This is a genomic window from Ferruginibacter paludis (assembly GCF_030409685.1).
Lineage (GTDB): Bacteria > Bacteroidota > Bacteroidia > Chitinophagales > Chitinophagaceae > Ferruginibacter > Ferruginibacter paludis.
In genome coordinates, this window is sequence record NZ_JAUFQJ010000004.1 from 603,725 (window position 1) to 621,622 (window position 17,898).

General features: G+C 41.6%; 13 protein-coding genes. 8 read left to right on the plus strand and 5 right to left on the minus strand.

The annotated features are described in order from the left end of the window. Window positions 1-117 precede the first annotated feature (117 nt). Window positions 118-2,613, minus strand: coding sequence for a tetratricopeptide repeat protein (locus QWZ08_RS08190; protein WP_290336861.1), 2,496 nt, complete (start codon window positions 2,611-2,613; stop codon window positions 118-120). A 78-nt stretch (window positions 2,614-2,691) separates the two neighbouring features. Then, entirely contained in the window at window positions 2,692-4,599 is a 1,908-nt protein-coding gene (locus tag QWZ08_RS08195) for an OmpA family protein (protein WP_290336863.1), read from the minus strand. A 158-nt stretch (window positions 4,600-4,757) separates the two neighbouring features. On the opposite strand from QWZ08_RS08195, the gene QWZ08_RS08200 reads away from it, so the two are divergent. From QWZ08_RS08200 to QWZ08_RS08215, 4 genes are all read left to right on the plus strand, one after another. Next, entirely contained in the window at window positions 4,758-6,722 is a 1,965-nt protein-coding gene (locus QWZ08_RS08200; protein WP_290336865.1) for a tetratricopeptide repeat-containing sensor histidine kinase, read from the plus strand. A gap of 92 nt (window positions 6,723-6,814) precedes the next feature. Then, complete coding sequence (locus tag QWZ08_RS08205) at window positions 6,815-8,752, plus strand: tetratricopeptide repeat-containing sensor histidine kinase (RefSeq protein WP_290336868.1); 1,938 nt, start codon at window positions 6,815-6,817, stop codon at window positions 8,750-8,752. 244 nt (window positions 8,753-8,996) lie between these two features. Beyond that, entirely contained in the window at window positions 8,997-10,979 is a 1,983-nt protein-coding gene (locus QWZ08_RS08210; RefSeq protein ID WP_290336869.1) for a tetratricopeptide repeat-containing sensor histidine kinase, read from the plus strand. A 35-nt stretch (window positions 10,980-11,014) separates the two neighbouring features. Then, the gene (locus QWZ08_RS08215) at window positions 11,015-11,632 is read left to right on the plus strand and encodes a response regulator (RefSeq protein WP_290336870.1); all 618 of its coding nucleotides are present in this window, start codon (window positions 11,015-11,017) and stop codon (window positions 11,630-11,632) included. Window positions 11,633-11,793: 161 nt separating this feature from the next. Here the strand turns inward: QWZ08_RS08215 and QWZ08_RS08220 are convergent, their stop codons facing one another. Continuing rightward, complete coding sequence (locus tag QWZ08_RS08220; protein WP_290336871.1) at window positions 11,794-13,086, minus strand: MFS transporter; 1,293 nt, start codon at window positions 13,084-13,086, stop codon at window positions 11,794-11,796. 362 nt (window positions 13,087-13,448) lie between these two features. After that, window positions 13,449-14,195 (minus strand): SDR family oxidoreductase, encoded by a 747-nt coding sequence (locus QWZ08_RS08225; RefSeq protein WP_290336872.1) that lies wholly within the window; start codon window positions 14,193-14,195, stop codon window positions 13,449-13,451. Window positions 14,196-14,543: 348 nt separating this feature from the next. Here QWZ08_RS08225 and QWZ08_RS08230 point away from each other — a divergent pair, with 348 nt between their 5' ends. Then, window positions 14,544-14,978: a nuclear transport factor 2 family protein gene (locus QWZ08_RS08230; protein WP_290336874.1), complete on the plus strand. Its 435-nt coding sequence runs from the start codon at window positions 14,544-14,546 to the stop codon at window positions 14,976-14,978. A 76-nt stretch (window positions 14,979-15,054) separates the two neighbouring features. Here the strand turns inward: QWZ08_RS08230 and QWZ08_RS08235 are convergent, their stop codons facing one another. Then, the gene (locus QWZ08_RS08235; RefSeq protein WP_290336876.1) at window positions 15,055-15,264 is read right to left on the minus strand and encodes a hypothetical protein; all 210 of its coding nucleotides are present in this window, start codon (window positions 15,262-15,264) and stop codon (window positions 15,055-15,057) included. 433 nt (window positions 15,265-15,697) lie between these two features. Between QWZ08_RS08235 and QWZ08_RS08240 the strand changes: the two genes are divergently transcribed. The 3 genes from QWZ08_RS08240 to QWZ08_RS08250 all read left to right on the plus strand — a co-directional run bounded on the left by QWZ08_RS08240 (window position 15,698) and on the right by QWZ08_RS08250 (window position 17,892). Beyond that, window positions 15,698-15,988, plus strand: a complete 291-nt coding sequence (locus QWZ08_RS08240) for an RNA polymerase sigma factor (protein ID WP_290336878.1) — start codon at window positions 15,698-15,700, stop codon at window positions 15,986-15,988. Between the two features lie 331 nt (window positions 15,989-16,319). Then, a complete protein-coding gene (locus tag QWZ08_RS08245) occupies window positions 16,320-17,114 on the plus strand; it encodes an MlaE family ABC transporter permease (protein WP_290336879.1) in 795 nt (264 codons plus the stop codon). Window positions 17,115-17,127: 13 nt separating this feature from the next. After that, complete coding sequence (locus tag QWZ08_RS08250; RefSeq protein ID WP_290336882.1) at window positions 17,128-17,892, plus strand: ABC transporter ATP-binding protein; 765 nt, start codon at window positions 17,128-17,130, stop codon at window positions 17,890-17,892. The last annotated feature ends 6 nt before the right edge of the window (window positions 17,893-17,898 follow it).

The window sequence follows — 17,898 nt, forward strand, 5'->3', positions numbered from 1 at the left end:
AATCTACCACGTAAAAATTGCAGTGACTGCATCTGCGGCACTGCCTTTTTAAAAGCCCCGTATATAAGTTACATCGCAAATCCTGCCGGTTTTAAAATTATCAAAACGCCTGAATTATCAATTGAAAATATTTTTGCCTGCTACAGGTGCGGCCGGTGCCTGCAGACCAGAACTTAATGAAGGGCGAAGCCCATTTTCCTGTATATCTTTTAATACTGCAGGCGTATTTTCCATTTCATCCACCAGCTGCATAATTTTATCCATATCCTGTTTAAACAAACGCTTTTCATCCATCTGGTCCATTTCCTTCATAATTTTTTCAATATTGTTTTCCCGCTCTTTCATTTCTGAATAGTCATCCATTTTGTTAACTTCTTCCATCATTTTATCAAGCGATTTTTTAAATGCTTCCTGTCCGGCAATTTTTTGTTCCAGGGCCTTGATTTGTTCAATCACCTGTTCATATGCATCCAGCTCTTTTACTTTTTTCATCATCCTTTCCATCTCCTTCTTAAAAATATCTTTAGATGATTGCACATTATCACAACTGGAATGCATCATTTTTTTCAACAGGTCATTGCTGATCATATCTTTTAGATTGGGCAGCGGCGTAAGTTCATCCAGCCCATCAGACGGTTTAGGGCGGTTATTGATTTTCTTCAACATATCCGTCAGCCTGTTATCGATGGCTCTATTAACGGCGGCGTCAGTTGGTACTGGTGTATTGCCATTTTTAGCATTGATTCTTTTAAGCGCACCCAGTAAACCATTGTCAACCGCTTTATCAACATCCGCAGCCGATGGCGTCATAGTTCCATCGGCAGTCTTTGCGGTGAAGCTATTACCAGGCTCTGCAATGGAGTTATTGCCTGCACCATAAGCAATGGATGCATTAGGCACTTTTACCGCAGGATTCTTTTTTACATCCAGGCTATTGTTATCAAAGTTTTTTACCGAATTGGACAATTGCTGCCATTCGTTACCGGTAGGAATGCTTACCACTGCCGGGCAATAAAAGTTGGGCACCTCTGGCATTGGCACATCCATTTTACCGTCGCTGTTTTGCGAAACACAACTTTTGGCGATGGCTTGCTGCGCACTGAGTGCATCACTGTAAAAACCTTTCAATGCGCCGGCCCAGCCAATACACTCCGATAGCACTGCATTTTTGGGATTGCCCGCTACATAACATGACCAGGTACAAAAAGCGTTCAGCCACATCCGGAATTCTTCTATGCGCTGTGCATGAAACGCTCTGACGCGAGGATTGGCATATTGCAGAAATTCATTGTTCTTCCGGTCGAAATCAGGACATTTATCATCATTGTTCGATTTGTCCCGGATTTTTCGTTGTTCTTCAATGTCCTTTTGCAATGCTTCAGCTTGTTGTTGTTTTTCTTCGCTCCATTGCTTCATGTAATAAAATAATATTTTTTCCACAATCACGGCCGACTTGCTCATCATGTTCAAACCCTTGATCGTTTCTTCCCCCATAGTCTTCACAAATGCATCTTCCCCCTTTTCCGTGAGTTTATCCATTTCACGGCCTGCAGCATCCGCCATCGCCTTTATTTTACCATCCAGCGTTTCAAGCATTTCCCCATAACTATTAATGATGCGGCTATCATTCTCATAGCCGTTTACATTGTCTGAAAAATCAGGAATTTTAATCCAGTCTTTGGGGAAATATTCATAAATGGTGATGGCCTTTTTGATTTTATCAAAATCAATTTTTTCTATTTTATCCTGGCCGTTATTGTTGTTGAGTAACTTTTCAGTAAAAGGATTGAGATTCGATTTCAACGATTCAACATAGGCATCATTGGCTTTGATAGGGTCGCCAAAAAGTTCTTCCATCAGGCCACCACAAAGCATTGCTTCTGTATTAGCGGGATTGATGCGTATCGCCATACCGGAGTAAATGCGTGCACTGTCTGTTTCGCCTAACCCCAGCCAGGCATAAGCCATATTGTTTAACACAGTGGTGTTGGAAGGCATGTCATCCGCTAACTTATTCAAAACAGGGATCGCCTGTTCCGGATAACCATATTGCGTAAGCAACGCTGCCAGGTTGTTCTGCGCATTCAGGTTGCGTGCATCGGCCTGTACAGATTTTGCTGCGAGGGCCATTGCTGCCTGCGGGTGCCCCTGTAACATGCACAATACTGCTGCATTTTCCAGTTGTGCAGATGTACTTGCTTTTGCAATGACAGACCTGATGATCGCAATTTCAGCAGCATCGCCTTTAGCAATTAGTTTACTATAAAGGTTGCCGGCATAGGGAGCAATTTCTGTTGATGATAGTTTTTTCTTTGGCAGAACAGCAGCTTTTGTTACATCCCGTTTGGGCAGCAATTGTTTGTTGCTGCTAAAATCGGTATAGTCCGCTGTTTTGGCGTTTTGATCCATTAGCGTTGGCATGATGCCTCCCATCATCTTTTTCATTTGCGCTTTTTCTTCCGGGCTCATATCTTTCATGGCGTCATCCATCAGCTTGTTCATATCCGGTTGCCCGGGCTGACTTTTTGTGGATTTAGCCTTTGGCCGTGGTTGTGCAAATGAAACCTCAAATACCAATAACAGAATGCCACTAAGCAGCAAATATTTTTTCATAACAATGATTGATTAAATTATTCTACGACAATACAGGTCGTTGTATATAAAAGCAAGCACTCCCGAACAAAACCTCCATCAATACACCGGGATATCCGTAAACGTGCCTTTCATTTCCCCGGCAAAACCATTGGTGAAAGTTTCCTGTTCTGCGTCACCAATTTTAACAGGCTTTAATCCTTCAATGGCATTGCCCATTACAAAATAACCGCTGGCTTTCCCATCCGCAATTTTTTCAATTACCAGCTTGCAATTTTCTGACGGAGCAGGCAGATGTCTTGCTAATGCAGCATCTACAAACTTCGACATATGCCCCTCGGCGATATAAGGTGAGAATGCTTTGATGTATGGTTTTTGAGCACTACCATAATACAGCACGGCTTCTGTATTTGTAATGGCAGGATATTTTTTGGTGCCATACATGGGCTTTTTCTTATTGACTTCATCAAAAAAATAGCTATCCGTTTTCAGGTTTTCGCCTACTGGTTTAAAATGAATTTTTAAAAAATTCTCCTTACTGTTGCCTTCTTCTTTACTCGCCACCAGGGCATAACCGTTATCTTCCTTCATGATCTGTGTATAAGGTAAATTGACGCTGAGTACCTTACTTTGTAAGTGAAGACCATTTATTCCTGCGGCAGTACTGCCGGTACTTTTCGCAGCCGGAGTTTTGGCCGGTTCTTTTGCTGCGTTACCCGAAGTGGATACTACCCCTGCGGGCTTTTCATATTTGTCAGCTGCTGCATTAAAAATAAATTCTATCCGCCTGTTCTGGGCTTTGCCTTCGGCAGAATTGTTTCCGGCAATGGGTTGTGTTTCGCCGCGGCCTTCCGTAGTTAATTTACTTTCATCAATGCCGTATTCTTTTGTCAGAATGTCTTTTACTGTTTCGGCACGTTGTTGCGATAATTTCAGGTTAGATGCATCGTCGCCATCACTATCAGTATGTCCTATTATTTTCACCGGGCTGGTAGCGTCTTTTATAACTTTACTTACATCCAGTAAAGCACCCATGCTTTCAGGTTTCATATTGGCTGTGCCGGTATAAAATAACAGGTTGCTGATTAATTTTCCCTGCGCAAATTCAGCCCTTGTATCAGGTACTTCTTTTGCCACGCGGATATTGCTGAGGTAATAGTCTGACGGATCATTTACATGAAAAGCAAATGCCAGTTGGTTTGGCAAAAAAGCTTCATCCACTGCATTCATATCATACAGTTTCCTGGTGTTCCACCACATGCGGAAACGCTTACCCTGCACACACATGCTGATATGCACCGGTACTGTATTGGTATAAGGCAGATTATCGGAAAATGCCTCTGATAATTTTGTACCCGATGAACTTGTATTTTCATCCCTGTACAAACCAGTACGACAGTTTTTACCGCCATTATCTGTTTTGTTCCAGAATGAAATACAGTGAGCACCATTCAGGTTCAAATTTTTTTCATCGCTCACAATATTTCCACCGGTATTCAGTAACATCATCCAGTAGTCATGCGACTGACCATTGTCTACCAGCAACAAATCAAACTCCACGGTAAAATTGTTACCCCAGCTTTGTACTTTGTTACGGCTTAACTGTACTGAACCCCGGGCATTCATTTTTAACCAGTTGCCTTCCAGCCCATCCAGTTTCACCAGTTCGGCCATGCTGCTGGTTACCCAACCATTGGGTGTTTCGCCAATATTGTCCTGCGCAAAATTATCGAAGTACACAATTTTTTTACCGGGCACAAAATCAAATTTGCTGTACACTTTTAAATCGGGTGTACCACTGGTTGTTTTGGCTTCGGTGGATTTTTCATTACCTGCAGATGCAGTCGTGGAACTGGTTTCGGTAGGTCCGCTCGGTTTGTTTTCGGTTGGTTGATTGATTGTTTTATTGACCGCCTGCTCTGCTTTTTGCTTCAACTTTTTTAAAAATTGCGCCTGTGTTTGAAAAGCCGCTAACGTTAGCATTAGTACTGTAATAAAGATTTTCATCGTTTAAATTTTTATGATGTAAATATGGTACAGGATCATAGATGCACACATCATGTAAAAACAGGATTTTTTGCGCTTCGACAAAATCGCTGACAAAAAATCGTGATTTAAATCAGGTGTTTAGTTTATTTGTGCTACTTAAAACGCGTGTCCATTTTATGAGATCCATTATTTCACTGTTATTTGGCCTTATTCCTTTTTTAGGAATTGCCCAGAAAAATGAGTTTGACAGCATTTGCAACCTGATAAAAACTGAAAAAAATGATACCAACAAAGTAAGGTTGCTGGTACTCCTGGCAAATAAGGTAAAACAAAATGATACTACGGAGGCCTGGCAATGTGAAAAACAAATCGAATTATTGGCTGCTGCAAAAAATAATGAATTTTTTCTTGCGCAGTCTTACTTTATATCTGCGTCCATTCAATTGTTCACCGCTCCATTCACTGCTGCCAGTAATTATGAAAAAGCCATCAACATATTTTTACAATACCCTGATAATTCAAGGGCAAAAATATCCTTAGGTGCAGCCTATATTAATATGGGTATGTTTCATAGCAATAACAATGATTATACAACTGCCATTGACTATTATCTAAAGTCAGAAGCTATTTACCTGAAAGAAAATCCTGCCCATAGTAACCTTGCCATACTATACAGCAATATTGCCCTCACTTTCGGCTTTCTTAATAAGTATGATGAAAGTATCGGGTACAGTCGTAAAGGGTTGGATTTTGCAAGAAAAAGTAAGGATAAGCAATACCTGCTAAATTCCTTGTACGCGTATGCAAACAATTTAATCAATGCAAAAAGAGAAGAAGCGAAAGCCTTGTTATTGCTGGATTCTGCCCAGGCATTGGCACTTGAACTCAACAATAAATCTACTTACTTTGACTGTGAATTTAATAAAGCCAGGTGCGCTTTTAATGGCGCAGCGTATCAAAAAGGCATTGAGCTGTATACCCATTGCCTTGCACTGGCAAGGGAAAATAATTTCATTGGAGCCATTGGTAATATGTTTATCAATATTGCAGCTGGTGAACTTGAACTAAAAAGAATAAAGCAAGCGGCTGCTCACCTGGATTCATCAGCAAAATATATTGATTTTGCTACCAACTCGAATGCAAAACAAATGTACTTCGAAAATTATGCAGCAGTTTTCAGGCAATTGGGCAATACCGATAAAGCCTTTGCGTATAAGGACTCAGCAGACAATATCAGGGAATCATTGTACCAGGCAGACAATATCAGGCAAATTGAATTTACGCAGGCGAGGTATAATTATGAAAGAAAGGAAAAAGAAGTCGTGCAACTTGAAGCCGGCAGAAAAATACAGGCGCTGGTCATTCACCAAAAAAACACCTTGAACTATATTGCAGTAGGTTTTGCCATTACCTTGTTGATGCTGTCACTGCTCGCTTATCGCAATTACCGGCAAAAACAAAAACTTCAACAACAGCGTATTGCAGAACTTGAAACACAGCAACAACTAACCGCCACAGAAGCGGTATTAAAGGGCGAAGAGCAGGAACGAACAAGACTGGCCAAAGACCTGCATGATGGGCTTGGTGGCATGTTGAGTGGTATAAAATATTCCTTTAATAGTATGAAGGGAAATTTAGTAATGACGCCCGAAACTAACAAAGCCTTTGAACGCAGCCTGGATATGCTGGATAGTTCTATACAAGAAATGCGCCGCGTAGCCCATAACATGATGCCCGAAACGTTGGTAAAATTTGGCCTGGATGCAGCTTTAAAAGATTTCTGCAGCGATATCAACCAAAGCGGAGCGTTGCAGCTTAATTACCAATCCATCGGTTTAAACAATGTCCCTATTGATCAAACTACTGCCATTACTATTTACCGCATTGTACAGGAGCTTGTCAACAATACATTGAAGCATGCGGCTGCTTCAACCGCTATTGTACAGGTCACCAAATCAACCGGAGAATTATCTGTAACTGTTGAAGACGATGGTAAAGGGTTTGATGCAGCGATTTTAAACCAGGCAAAAGGAATTGGCTGGAGCAATATTCAAAACCGGGTTGACTTTTTAAAGGGAAAACTGGATATTCATTCGCAGCCGGGAAGAGGTACTTCTGTTTTGATTGAATTAAGTGTATAGCATACTTTTTTCGTAGCAATACAAAATCCTGTAAAAAGGGGAGTTAAATTGCGTGTTACTATTAGTTTATTTGCATAACTCCCATCAATAGTATGATGCAAAAAACTATTTTATCAGCCGTATTTTTTATGATGCCTGTTGTGCATTTTGCCCAGCAGCATTCTGCGAAAGATAGCTTACTGCATTTATTGGCAACCACTAAAACTGATACAACAAAGGCCAATCTTTATTTTGCTGTAGCCGAACAATATGAAAATGCTACACCGGATTCTGCCAGGTACTATATTTCGCTTGGAAGTGAACTGAGCAAAAAAATAAGCTATAAAAAAGGCATACTGAAATCTTACCGGTTGCTTTCATACGTACTTTCCTACCAGTCAAAATTCGATTCGGTAATCTATTTTAATAAACTGGCGCTGGATATGGCGCGTGCTGATAAAGACTCTTTTAATATCGGTGTATCATTGTTTAATATCGGTAGTACGTACCGGTTTATGTCGGAGCTGGATAGCGCCGTTCAATATATTTTAGCAGGTGCAAAAATTTTGGAGGGCAAAGGATACACCAATATTGAAAGTACCATCAATGATGGGTTGCAAGCGTTGTACTTGACCCTGGGCAAATATGACCTGTCCATTATGTATGGCGAAAAGGCGGTGGCCCTCGCACGGCAGGTAAATGACCAGGCACAACTGGCGAATGCGCTCACCAACCTAGGATTGTCCTATGCAGATCAACGCAAAACCGTAGAAGCAAAAAAATTATTTAACGAAGCGTTGACCGTAGCCAAAGCGAACAACAATAAATCAATTGAGGCGATGACACTGAATAACCTGAGTGATATCGCGATAAGAGAAAATGACTTTGAAAAATTAAAAATATATGGCGATAGAAGCACAGCGCTGGCCACCGAATTGCAGGATGACGGCACCTTGCTGGGGGCAAAATTATCATTGGCAGTTTATTATTTAACCCGAAAAGAATACGACAAGGCAAAAACGTTGGCTGAAGAAGCCCTGGGTTTTGCACAAGCCCAAAACTTGCTGGAAGGAAAAGCCACCACCCTGCAAATGCTTTCGGCTATTGCGTTTGCCATGCAGGATTATAAAAAAGGTTTTCAATATTACTACGAGCGGGAGGATGCGCAGGCAAAAGCCTTCACAGAATCGATGCAACAAAAAGAAGCCAACCTCCGCATAAAATATGAAACCGAAAAAAAAGACAACCAGATAAAACTGCAACAGGCACAAATTCAAAAAAAGAATACGCTTAACTATTTATTGATTGGAAGCGCCGCGGCCCTGCTGGTGATTTCTTTACTCAGTTACCACACCTACAGGCAAAAGCAAAAATTACAACAGCAACGCATTGCTGAACTGGAAACGCAACAACAACTCACCGCTACAGAAGCTGTACTAAAAGGCGAAGAGCAGGAAAGAACAAGACTGGCCAAAGACCTGCACGATGGTTTAGGCGGCATGCTGAGTGGCATAAAATTTTCAATGAACACTATGAAAGGAAACTTAATTATGACGCCTGATAATGCACAGGCTTTTGAACGCAGCATGGATATGCTGGATAGTTCTATAAAAGAAATGCGCAGGGTGGCCCACAACCTGATGCCCGAAGCGCTGGTAAAATTTGGCCTGGATACAGCGTTGAAGGATTTTTGCAACAGCATCAATCAAACAGGGGCTTTAAAAGTGTCCTTTCAATCCATCGGGCTTGAGCATGAATTTATTGACCAAACAACCGCCATTACCGTTTACCGCATTATACAGGAACTGATTAACAATACCATTAAGCACGCCGCCGCAACACAGGCCATTGTACAATTAAGCAAAAGCAATGACATGCTATCAGTTACCGTAGAAGATGACGGAAAAGGATTTGATACCACCATTTTAAAAGGCACCAAAGGCATTGGCTGGAGCAATATTCAAAGCCGGGTTGATTTTATGAAAGGTAAGCTGGATGTGCAATCCGAACCGGGCAATGGCACTTCGGTAATGATTGAACTGGCTGTTTAATTTTCATCGCCCGATCATCAAATCCCATAAAAATAGTGCACTGCCGTTCGGCCTGGTACATCCAAACCTACTTTCACCAGTATAGTTTCCCCTATTTAAATGGCCACTTAACTGCCCGTATTAAAATAAACTGTTTCTTTACTGTAAGGCTTATCACCTTACATTTGATAACCATGCCGGCGCAGGACGTTCTTTTAATTTCAATAAAAACCAATGTCTTCTTTTTAAGAAACTATTTGCAACAATGAAATGTGTTCTATTTACCTTCTTTCTTTTTTTATCAGCAATTCCTGCCGTTGTACGCAGTCAGCAGTACAATAAAGACAGCATACAAAATATTATCAACAATATCCGGAAACAGCCGGTGGATACATCCAATCTCAGGCAATTGAGAGAATTGGGACATACTCTTTTTGATGAAGACAGCGCCCTGTCAAAACAAATTCTGGATGAATCGCTGGCTAAAAGTATTACACTTGGCGACAGGGATGCCATTACCAACAGTTACAGGATGCTTGGCCTTTGGTACAGTAATTTTAATTTTAAAGACAAAGCGATGGAACTGCACCAGGCATCGCTGAATTCTGCCAAAATAAATCACCATTTATACCTGATGGCGGGCGCCTATTTTAATATGGGCAATATTAAATACTGGAAAGGCCAGTACGATAGCTGTATCGACTACTACCTTAAAACAGCGGCCTTGTATGATGACCCTAAAATTTTTGAGGACAAATCGCTACAACAAAAAATGGTGGAGAAAAGAAAGTCTGATGTGTATTGCAACATGAGTGCTGTGTTTAACACCTTAAAAAATTTGCCAAAGGCAGATGAGTATATTGATAAAGCACTGGCCATTGCTGAACGACAGCAAAACAATGCCGCCTTTGCATTTTATATACAGCAAAAGGCTGACAACTATTTCGAAAACGGGCAAGCGGAAAAAGCGCTTCGCACCCGCCAAAAATATTTACCGCAAATGGAACAGGGTATTTTGCCAAAAACTTTTTTGCAGGGCGCTTACCAGAATATTGCCCAGGATTATTTGGTATTGGGCAAAACAGATTCTTCCAAAATATTTGCCACCAAAAGCCTGGAAACCGCTACCGGCCTGCGCATACCCGATGGTGTTGCAGCGTCCAACTGGTTGCTGGGACGCATTGCATTAAAAGAAAAACAATTTTCAGTGGCAGAAAGTTACCTGGACAAAAGCCGGGCATATTTGTTAGAAAGTGAAAACCCTACGGATAAAAGAGACTACTATGATGTAATGCGGCAACTGATGTTTGCCGAAGGAAAGTATAAAGAAGCGTATGCCTTTTTTGAAAATTACATTGCCGCCAACGACAGTATTATGAACGGCGAAAGAACCCGGCAGTTTAATGAACGGGAAGCCCGCTACCAATCAGAAAAAAAAGATGACCAGATAAAAATACAGCAGGCATCCATTGCACAAAAAAATACCATCAATTATTTGTTGGGTGGTGCTGCACTTGCCCTGCTAACGATAGGTATGTTGATGGTGCGTAACTACCGGCACCAGCAAACCATTCAACAACAACGCATCAACGACCTGGAAACAGAAAAACAATTAACCGCCACGGAGGCGGTGCTAAAAGGCGAAGAGCAGGAAAGAACAAGGCTGGCTAAAGATTTGCATGATGGATTGGGAGGTATGCTAAGTGGCATAAAATACTCCATGAATACGGTAAAGGGAAATTTAATTATGACGCCTGATAATGCGCAGGCTTTTGAACGAAGCATGGATATGCTGGACAGCTCCATAAAGGAAATGCGGCGGGTGGCGCACAACCTGATGCCGGAAGCATTGGTTAAATTTGGTTTGGATACGGCATTAAAAGATTTTTGCAATGACATTAACCTGAGTGGCGCTTTAAAAGTAAACTACCAGTCCATCGGTCTTGAAGCGGCAGTCATTGATCAGACGACCTCCATCACTATTTACCGGGTAATACAGGAGCTGATTAATAACGCTATCAAACATGCTGCTGCAACCCAGGCCATTGTACAGCTTAGTAAATCCAACGAACGCTTATCGGTAACGGTGGAAGATAATGGAAAAGGGTTTGATCCGTCAATCTTAAAAAATGCTAAAGGGATCGGCTGGAGCAATATTGAAAGCAGGATTGATTTTATGAAAGGGAAAGTGGATATACAATCAGCACCCGGCGATGGCACTTCTGTACTGATTGAATTACCTGTATAGTAAATTAAATATTTCGTGCAACGATAAAAAATAACATGGCAATAAAAGTCTTTATCACCGACGATCATTACATGGTAATTGAGGGTATCCGTTCTTTATTACAAAATGAAAAAGGCATTGAATGGGCAGGCCATGCATCCAACGCGGCCTCCTGCATGGCTTTTTTACAAAAACAGCAACCCGATGTTATTTTAATGGACATCAGTATGCCTGATAAAAGTGGCATAGATTTATGCAAAGAGGTAAAAGAAAAATATCCCGGCATTTTTATAATTGGGTTGAGTACGTTTAACCAGGAAAGTTTTATACAAAAAATGATGGACAACGGCGCTTCCGGATACGTACTAAAAAACGCTACGCAGCAGGAACTGATGGAAGCCATTGAAACCGTGGTAAAAGGCAAAACCTATTTCAGTCATGAGGCAGCCCAGGCTCTTATTCAACATACAGACAGCAGCAAACCCATATTAACACGAAGAGAAAAAGAAGTACTGCTGTTAATTGCCGAAGGAATGACGAATAATGAAATAGCCAAGCAACTTTTTATCAGCACTGCAACGGTAGATACCCACCGCAAAAATTTACTTGCCAAAACAGATGCAAAAAACACGGCCTCTCTTGTAAGGATAGCTACACAGTTGAATTTAATTTAGCGCCTGCTTATTAAAAGATAATGGAATCTTTTCCTATCAGCATCGCTTCCTCCTTCTTAATAAAAAATAGTACACTAAAATATGCACCAGGCATCAGCAATTCAAAAATGCCATGAAATGTAGCCTGCCGTCAAAGCGTGAAAATGCTGATGACTACAAAATCAATCTGCCATACTGGTAGTATCCTGCATCGATTTCCTCGCAAACAACAACGCCACCAAAGTAAGCGCCGCCGTTACAGAAAGGTAATAACCAACATAAGGAAGCCCGTAGGTTTTTGCCAGCTTGGTACCGAGGTAAGGTGCCAGTGATGCACCCAAAATACCTGCCAGTGTAAAGGCAAGCGAAGCCCCGGTATAGCGCACAGTTGGAGGAAAAATCTCCGCCAGCGCAGTGCCGATCGGGCCATAGGTTAGTCCCATCAAAAAAAGCCCGATAGAAAGAAAGCTTACTATTAATGGCCAGCTTCCGGCACTGAACAACACCGAAAAGAATAAGCCGAAAACAATGATGCAAACACTGGCGATGATCAGCATATTACCCCGCCCATACCGATCGGCTATTACCGCAGATAGCGGTATGGCCAAGGCAAAAAACAACATGGCAATCATCTGGGCGCTCAGGAAACTGGCCCGGTCATAGTGCAATGCGGAAGTTCCCCAGCTGAGTGCAAATACTGTCATCAGGTAAAAAAGCAGGAAGGTGGTAACGGCCACCAATGTTCCCAACACAAGTACCCTTGTATGTTTAACCAGCACTTCTTTAACGGGGATTTTAATCCTTTCATTATTTTCAATCACTTTCACAAATTCCGGTGTTTCTGTAATTTTTAGGCGCACGTAGAGCCCCACAAATACCAGCAGGGCGCTTGCAATAAAAGGTATGCGCCAGCCAAAGTCAAAAAATTGCTGATCTGTCAATACTTTACCCAATACCAGGAAGGTGCCGCTGGAAAGCAAAAAGCCAATGGGAGCACCCAGTTGAGGAAACATACCATACCAGGCCTTTTTACCGGGCGGTGCATTTTCAGTTGCCAGTAATACTGCCCCGCCCCATTCGCCACCTAACCCCAGGCCTTGCCCGAAGCGAAATAAGGCCAGTAAAATAGGTGCAGCAATACCAATGGATTGATAGGTTGGCAACAATCCAATCGCTACCGTTGATGGGCCCATCGTCATCAATGCGGCTACGAGCGTAGCTTTACGACCAATCCGATCCCCGAAATGGCCAAACAATGCCGCACCAATTGGCCTTGCAAAAAAGGCCAGGGCAAAAGTGGCCAGCGATTCCAGCGTGCTGGTTGTAGGATCACTGCCCGGGAAAAAAAGTTTTGGAAACACCAATACCGCCGCCGTGGCGTATATATAAAAATCAAAAAATTCTATCGTGGTGCCAACAAGACTGGCAATCAATATTCGGCTGGCACTATTGCCCGAAGGTTTTATTTCATTCATATAACAGTTGAGTTTCGGTTAATTTAACGGAGCGGCAATTTAAGTTATTCGGTTTAAATTGGCTGCCACCACTACCAGTTATTACAATGCTTTTACAGAACATCAGCACTACCACATTGAAATAGTAAGAAAAAAATATTGGTCCGGCCTAAGAAGCCTTGTGGATCATCGTTGCATCGCCCTCTTGTACCTTTACAGCTATGGGGTACAGGGTTGCACTGGTAATGATAATTTCGTACATAATCTTTACAGCACATATTAAAGTGATGTGCCATAATTAAATAAATCAATGATGTTTGTGTTAAACGATGATTCGATAAAGCTTACAGAACAAAAATTACAGCAGCGTCTGAAGGATTTTTTTACCTGCCACCTGAAACATCCAGCAATGCGCCGGTGATATACGAAGCTTCGTCAGATAATAACCAAAGAATGGTACTGGCAACTTCTTCCGGTTGCCCTGCCCGCTTCATTGGCAGCTGCGCTTTTATGCGGTCTACCCGGCCCGGCTCTCCCGCCTTACCATGAATGCCGGTATCAATAATTCCAGGGCGTACCGCATTCACCCGTATTTTATCATCTGCCAATTCTTTGGATAAACCCAATGTGAAGGTATCAATGGCACCCTTGGTGGCCGCATAATCTATAAATTCAAAAGGAGCTCCGTGTTTAACAGCCGTAGAAGAAACATTTACGATAGTACCGCCCGTGCCATTTACCTTTACAGCCATGCGTTTGATAGCTTCCCTGGCGCATACAAAACTGCCGATTACATTGGTGGCAAATATTTTATGCAGCCGTGCAGCAGACATGTCAACCAGTTTTTGCTGGGATTCAATGATGCCGGCATTGTTTACCAATGCGGTTAACGGTCCAACTTGCCGGTCTATTGCAAGAAACATATTTTCCACTGCAGCTTCATCCGAAACATCTGCCTGGAAAGCAAATGCTTCTCCACCTTCCTCCCGTATAGCGGTCACGATCTTATTTGCTGCAGCATGATTTTGCCTGTAGTTGATACATACCGTAGATCCCCTCCGGGCCGCCAGGTAAGCGGTGGCTGCACCAATACCATCACTTCCCCCGGTTATTAAAATAATATTTTTCATTGATTTACTTTTTTGATTGGAGTACAATTATCGGATTGTAAAAATACAGCGAACCGACTTCACTCCATCAGGATGCTTTTAAATTTACTTCGCAGGCGAGCCCTTGCACGGAGTCGCAAATACTTGCAGCCAGCATCACCCTGCCGCGACTCGCCTTAGAAATAGTTTACTGCCCTAATTACATTACTATTCCCTACCTGCCACAGGTCAGGCATAATGTATAAATTAGCCTTTTGTTTATTAACTTCATATAGTTAACAATCTTCGGATGGAATTTCTGGTCTGGCAAGATAAATATCTGACATACCGGCAATCCTTATACGTTGCACAAACTTATAAAAACATATTATGGTAACATTTTCAATTCGCGATGAAATCGTTGAAGTAATCAACAAACTGTTTGTATATACAGACATGCAGGAATGGGAGAAATTACAGGACGAAATTTTCTCCAACGACGTGCTTTTTGATATGTCATCAATGGGTGGCGAAAGAGCTGAAACTACTTCCAAAGAAATATGCAAAACCTGGAAGAAAGGCTTTACCGGAATTGATGCAATCAATCATCTTGCAGGCAACTACCTCGTACAGATACACGACACGGTAGCTACCGTTTTTGCCTATGCAACCGCCACACATTACAAAGCATCTGCCACCAACGGCAACACAAGAGAGTTTGTTGGCACCTATAATATCAGTTTATTAAAACATGGAGTTGGTTGGCGGATTTATGAATTTAAATACAATTTGAAATTCACAACTGGTAATATTGATTTGAGTTAGCGTCCACACCCAACCATACAATAAAAAAAGACCTTATAAAAAGGTCTTAAAAAAAACTCGAAGCTGTTTCTACTGTTTAAATAAAACGAATGGTATTTCTTCTGTGAGCGAATGTTCTGCTCGCTGATTTTTTGTTTCTTGCAATGTTCCAGAGATCTACTACTTTAAGGGAAGTTTTGCCCGTCATATCCACGTTTGTTGCAATGGTTTCTTTCACTTCAGTAACCAGGGCTTTCATTGATTCATTGTCTACGGGAACATAAGACGTTACTTGATTGGTTGTCATTTTCTTGTTTTTTAGGGTTTATACAATTAATTATTCCTACGAGCGCCGGTACGGCAATGAAAGAAGTTGGTGGGGTTACATATTCACTGCTACTGTCGTCATAGGGAATGCAAATGTAGACCTTGATTGGACGGGTGTAAAACAATGTTTGTGTTGCTTACCTGACACCTAAGCTGGCAAATATTTCTGCTTTAACTTGTTATCCAATAAGTTACACACTTAAGTACCATGATGGCCAACAACGAAATCGCATACGGTAATACGGCCGTACCAAGGGTCGTATGGAATTAAAAAGCGCTTTTCTATTCCATTTACCACGGGCTTCCTTCAAAGAATAATTTAGCCCGGCATAAAATGTCACCTGGAAGCCGGCATTGCCTTCTGGCATACAAAAAAGGAAAACACACCCGAAAAATGGGAAAGCATTTTACAGTTGTATAACCAGTTGCTGCAATTGCAATACTCGCCTGTCGCAGCATTGAACAGAACATATGCATTATCTAAAACCAACGGAAAAGTGGCAGCCATCATTGAAGCTGAGAAATTGCAGCTCACAGACAACCACTTTTATTTTTCCTTATTGGGGCATTTGTACACTGGCGTTGATAATTTAAAAGCAATGCAGCATTTTGAAACAGCGTTAAAATTAACTGGGTCACCTTCAGACAAAATAACCATAACCAAAAATTTAGACAGACTTAAAGAGAAGAAATGCGACCATTAAAAACTGGCTGAGAATTTTCTCTTGATGCGAAGCCTACGAATATATCTTCCGGTAACTTATCCAATGATTATAATCATGTTTATCCAGCCATAGTTCTGCCAACGAACAAACTGGGGAATATTTTATACACAACCAAAATTGTCAGGCTTAAAGATTGCCTTTGTCTTACATAATAAGACGGTATCTCTTTTTCTTATACCCTAGATATACAATCAATAGATTGATTGCTGAATTTGGCACAGCCATTGTCAGGCCTATAATGTTCAGCGCTATAAAATTGATCAATTGTTAGTCACTGCTGCTTTACTTATATTGAAATCTACCGGTTATAATGGAAATTGCAACAACCAAGAAAGAAAAATATTATCTGTCAAAAGGAATAGACGGCTTCTTCATCAGCGCTTCAAAAACATTTCGTTTTGTATTTAATTATTTTATCGAACTTTTCCGGCCACCGTATGAGTTTGGCGAAATTGTAAAGCAATGTTATAAGGTAGGCTGCGATTCGCTTCCGTTGATATCCCTTACCGGCTTTATCATCGGCATTGTATTCACCAAACAATCGCGTCCTTCGCTGAGTGATTTTGGTGCTACCTCCTGGTTGCCTTCCCTTATTGGCATCGCAGTTTTCAGGGCACTTGCCCCACTCGTGACTGCCTTAATTTGCGCCGGTAAAGTAGGCTCCAGTATTGGCGCTGAACTTGGTGCCATGAAAGTAACGGAACAGATTGAAGCGATGGATGTGTCAGCATCCAAACCATATAAATATTTGGTTTTTACAAGGGTAACGGCCTGCGTTTTTATGATGCCATTGCTGATGTTGTACACCTCCTTTGTCGCCTTGTTGGGTTCCTACATCAATGTACAAACCAACGAACATACCAGCCTGGCAACTTTTATAGCCAACGCATTTGATAAGATTAATTTCCTGGATTTAAAAGCCTCAGTTATTAAGGCGGTTGTCTTTGGCTTTACCATTGGTATGGTAGCCTGTTACAAGGGATTTACCACAACACGTGGCACCGAAGGTGTGGGCAAAGCGGCCAACGCAGCGGTGGTAACTGCCATGTATCTAATTTTTATTGAAGAACTGATGATAGTGCAGATAGTGGGCTGGTTCAGGTAACAAAAAATATGCAATGGAAATAAACGATACAACAGGCAAAGAAATAGTGATTGATATTAAAGAGCTCTATAAATCTTTTGGTGACAATCATGTATTGCGGGGTGTGAATTTAGAAGTAGACAGGGGCGAAAATGTGGTAGTGCTTGGCAGGTCGGGTACGGGCAAATCAGTACTGATAAAAATCATTTGCGGCTTGCTTACACAGGACGAAGGCTCGGTAATAGTATTGGGTGAAGATGTAAAAAATTTAAGAGCCAGGGAGTTGGAAGCGCTGAGATTAAAAGTAGGCTTCTCTTTTCAGATGAGTGCGTTATATGACAGCATGACGGTAAAAGAAAACATCGCTTTTCCATTGATGCGCAATTTTAAACACCTTACCAAAGCAGAGGTAAAGAAACGGGTGGATGAAGTACTGGATGCCGTATCACTGATCAAAAGCAGGGATCAATACCCCGCTGAACTTTCGGGCGGACAAAAGAAAAGAATCGGCATTGCCAGAACGTTGGTGTTGCGGCCGGAAATTATGTTATACGACGAACCAACAGCAGGTCTGGATCCAATTTCCAGCATAGAAATAAACAGCCTCATCAATAGTATAAAAAAAGAATTTGGTGTTTCTTCCATCATCATCACACACGACCTGGTTTGCGCCAAAGTAACCGGCGACCGGTTGGTAATGATGTTTGATGGCGTGGTACAAAAGCAGGGCACCTTTGAGCAAGTATTTGATTCGAATGATGAAAGAATAAAAAGTTTTTACGAATACAACTTTACATAAAAAAGA